Raw genomic sequence first — 3,536 nt, 5'->3', positions numbered from 1 at the left:
TATAGAATTGTATCCCATGAGCATACAGCGAATAGCTTTTTTTGATTCCGGTATAGGCGGCCTTACAGTTCTAAAAGAAGCGTTAAAAATATTACCCCGGGAAGATTATATATATTACGCGGACACGGAACATGTACCTTATGGCACCAAAACAAAAAGTGACATCAAAAAATATATTCTGGAAGCAGTGGAATTTATCGCTGGTCAAAAAGTTAAAGCCCTGGTTGTAGCCTGTAATACCGCAACCAGTATAGCAATTAATGCTTTGCGTCAAAACTATTCATTCCCGATAATCGGCATGGAGCCGGCAGTAAAACCCGCTGTGGAACACAATGGAAACAATAAACGCATATTGGTCTTGGCAACTCCGGTCACACTTAAGGAAGAGAAATTTCAGAACCTTGTTTCCAAAGTTGACTCAGAGAAAACTGTTGATGTTTTGGCATTGCCTGAATTAGTGGCTTATGCAGAGCAGTTTATTTTTGATGGGAAAATAATTAATCCTTATTTAAAGGAAAAACTGGCAGCGTATAATCTGGCTGAATATAGCACAGTTGTACTGGGTTGTACCCATTTTCCTTATTACAGAAAAAATTTAAAGGAAGTTTTGCCCCGGACGATAAATATTATCGACGGAAATTTGGGCACAGTAAAACATTTAAAAAGATTACTTGAAGAAAGAATTCCTCAGTCTCTGAATAAAGGTAAAGGTGATATCGTTTTTTATTCTTCCGGTGAAAAAGAGGATAGTGAAAGATACCTGAAATATCTGGATATTCTTTAAAAAACGGCACTGACAATCTCAACCTTCATATAGTATAATAATTCGTCTGTTACTAAAGATACTCTTAGCAAAATAGTTTGCGGCTTTGTTCGGCTTTGTTGCCTTTGTCGCTCGCCTCCGGCACTCGCACCAGCCTTTTGGGCTGGGCTGCGTGGATGTCTCTAAGCTCTCCGCATATGCGGATCGCTAAGAGCCGATACAATGTGCTAAACAGCACACCTCCGGGGCTCGCTCCTTGGCGTCTCGCCGCAATTCCATTTTGCGTCGAGTATGGAATATTAACAAGAAGCTTCTGGCGGAAATGGCGGGCTTGCCCGTCGTAGCTCGCCAAAGTCGAACGAAGTCGGGGTGTGGCGCAGCTGGTAGCGCACTACGTTCGGGACGTAGGGGCCGGAGGTTCGAGCCCTCTCACCCCGACCACTTGATTGAAAATCAGTTGTACGTATTTAAGAGGGCCAGCAATAGCTGGCCCCCTCAACGCTCTCCACTATTTTTAAATTCATTTAATCCCCTGGCTTGAGTTTATCTTAATAATATATCGGTCTAAATATACAAATATTCCATAACTTGTGGCTCAAACAATTTTTGTTTTCTTTTTTTTCTCGGTTTTGATATGACGACTCATTTCTTCCATAAGATCAAGTTGAACCTGCTGGATTTCAAGCAGTTTCTGCCACTGATTTTTTATTAAATAATCTATTTTTTCCTGAAGCTGGGCTATCTCCATTTCCGCTTTGAGGTTTATCTGATAATCATGTTCGGAACGCAGACGATCCCGGGATTCCTGTCTATTCTGGCTCATCATAATAATTGGAGCCTGTATCGCGGCGATACAAGATAGTACAAGGTTTAAGAGAATAAAAGGATAAGGATCAAACACATGAAACAAAAGAGAGACGTTGATAGCTATCCAGAAAAAAATGATCAGAATAAAAAACAGGATAAAAGTCCAGCTGCCTACAAAATCAGACAACATATCGGCCATTCTCTCTTTAAAAGTCAGTTGACGTTTATATTCTCTGTCTACGTTTTTTGACAACAGTTTACGTTCTTCAATGCTTTGAAGTATTTGTTTGTCCAGCAAAGACAGTTCCTTATTTCCGGATTTGAGGATATTTCGCACATAAGCGGCCCGGTAACTGTTCAGGTCTTTGGTGCATATATATTTTTTGTCAGACCAGTCCGGGTGCTTTTTTTTAATCAGTTCGACTATCGAGGGATTTACAAATTCCGCAGGCATTAAGTCTTGTTTCGACTTGGGCTGATTACATATCTGACATGTCAGGCCGGATGATTTTTTCACAATTCAATTATATCATGCTTAATTTTTTAGACAAAATTTTGTCGCCTAAAAAGTAATTGGGCATTATATTGTGGATTTTTATTGTGCAAAAGCTCTACTTGTTGTTGAAGTGGGTGGCGGACATTATTATCAGGAAGAACAAATTAATTATGATAAGATCAGAACCGATACGCTTTCAGCGTTTGGACTAGCTGTCGTTAGGTTCAAAAATCTTGATGTCCGAAATAATTTTTCTATGAATTCGCCTGCACCAGATTTATCCAGTTCCCGCAGGTATCATCAAAAAGGACTGATGTTATAAGTCCGAAGTTTTCGGGTTCACCTTTAAAAGTTACACCATGTTTTTTGAGTTTATTGAATTCTTTTTGAATGTCGTTAGTTTGAAACGAAGTCGCGGGCATTCCGGCTTTATAAAGAGCTTTCTGGTACGTTTTCGCCGGAGGGAAATTAATCGGCTCTAGGACCAGTTCAACGCCGCCATCTTTTTCTTTGGAAACCACGCTTAACCAGCGCATATCACCAAAAGCTAGGTCGGCCATTTTTCTAAAGCCCAGAATTTTAGTGTAAAATTGTAGAGCTTTTTCCTGATCATTTACCAGAACAAAACTGAAGCGGATTTGCATAATATCCTCCGATTTTTAAAAATAATTTTGCCAATAGTATATTTTTTTGAAAAAATAAAAGCAACAATAAAAAAAATCCATTCGATATATTTATATGATACGTAAAATTATTTCGTTAAGAGAAATGCTGGATAATGCCCAACAGCTTATTAATTTAAAAATTAACGATATTGATGAAATTAAGTTTCTGAAGGAATATATTTGCAGAGATAAGCGGAGAGTTTATTTTTTCCAGGTTACCGCGGCGTTTAATCAGTATATTTCCTTGTTGCCTACAGAATTTTTTATTGCTATTGCCTGCAAGATACATGATTTCGTGGATGAAAAATATTTTATCGGTGGTTTCGCTTTAAAAGGTAATAAAGAAAATCAAAATGACCTTGAGTTAGTGAATCATAATTATAAACGTTGTCATAGTATACCGGATCATTGGCAGGGAATTGGTATAGGCAGTGAGTTATTAAAAGAAGTCATAGATTATGTCGATTCTTTCGCGGATAATTTCTCCATCAGTGTCACAATAAATGAGTTCCAGAATAAAAAGTGGGCGGAAACTGTGGAGAAACTGGGATTTATCGGTAATCTCGAATCAATGATCTATAGGCCGGCTAAACAATTATCAAGATAATAGAATAACTTGGTAAAAATTGGTATGATTAGCTCATGTGCGGCAGATACGTTTTTATACCCGCTGAAGACCTTTTTCTACGCTTTGACATCAAAGATAAAATCAAATTGCAGAGTTGCTATAATGTTGCCCCAGGTCAGGATATGCCGGTCATAATTAATAAAGGTGGCAGTAATACAATCAGTGTTTTGAAATGGG

At 38.3% G+C, this 3,536-nt stretch carries 4 protein-coding genes and 1 tRNA gene; 3 read left to right on the top strand and 2 right to left on the bottom strand.

The annotated features are described in order from the left end of the window. Positions 1–16: 16 nt before the first annotated feature. A complete protein-coding gene (gene murI / locus PHV30_11955) occupies positions 17–784 on the top strand; it encodes a glutamate racemase (protein ID MDD5457726.1) in 768 nt (255 codons plus the stop codon). Positions 785–1,128: 344 nt separating this feature from the next. Then, positions 1,129–1,204 (top strand) — tRNA-Pro (locus tag PHV30_11950). Positions 1,205–1,358: 154 nt separating this feature from the next. Here PHV30_11950 and PHV30_11945 read toward each other — a convergent pair. Next, complete coding sequence (locus tag PHV30_11945; protein MDD5457725.1) at positions 1,359–2,087, bottom strand: DUF1003 domain-containing protein; 729 nt, start codon at positions 2,085–2,087, stop codon at positions 1,359–1,361. 233 nt (positions 2,088–2,320) lie between these two features. Continuing rightward, positions 2,321–2,710, bottom strand: coding sequence for a VOC family protein (locus PHV30_11940; GenBank protein MDD5457724.1), 390 nt, complete (start codon positions 2,708–2,710; stop codon positions 2,321–2,323). A 94-nt stretch (positions 2,711–2,804) separates the two neighbouring features. Here PHV30_11940 and PHV30_11935 point away from each other — a divergent pair, with 94 nt between their 5' ends. After that, complete coding sequence (locus tag PHV30_11935) at positions 2,805–3,338, top strand: hypothetical protein (protein ID MDD5457723.1); 534 nt, start codon at positions 2,805–2,807, stop codon at positions 3,336–3,338. Positions 3,339–3,536 lie beyond the last annotated feature (198 nt).

It is taken from the genome of Candidatus Margulisiibacteriota bacterium, assembly GCA_028715625.1.
Taxonomy (GTDB): Bacteria; Margulisbacteria; Riflemargulisbacteria; order GWF2-35-9; family GWF2-35-9; genus JAQURL01.
This window is presented reverse-complemented; position numbering and strand designations above follow the sequence as displayed.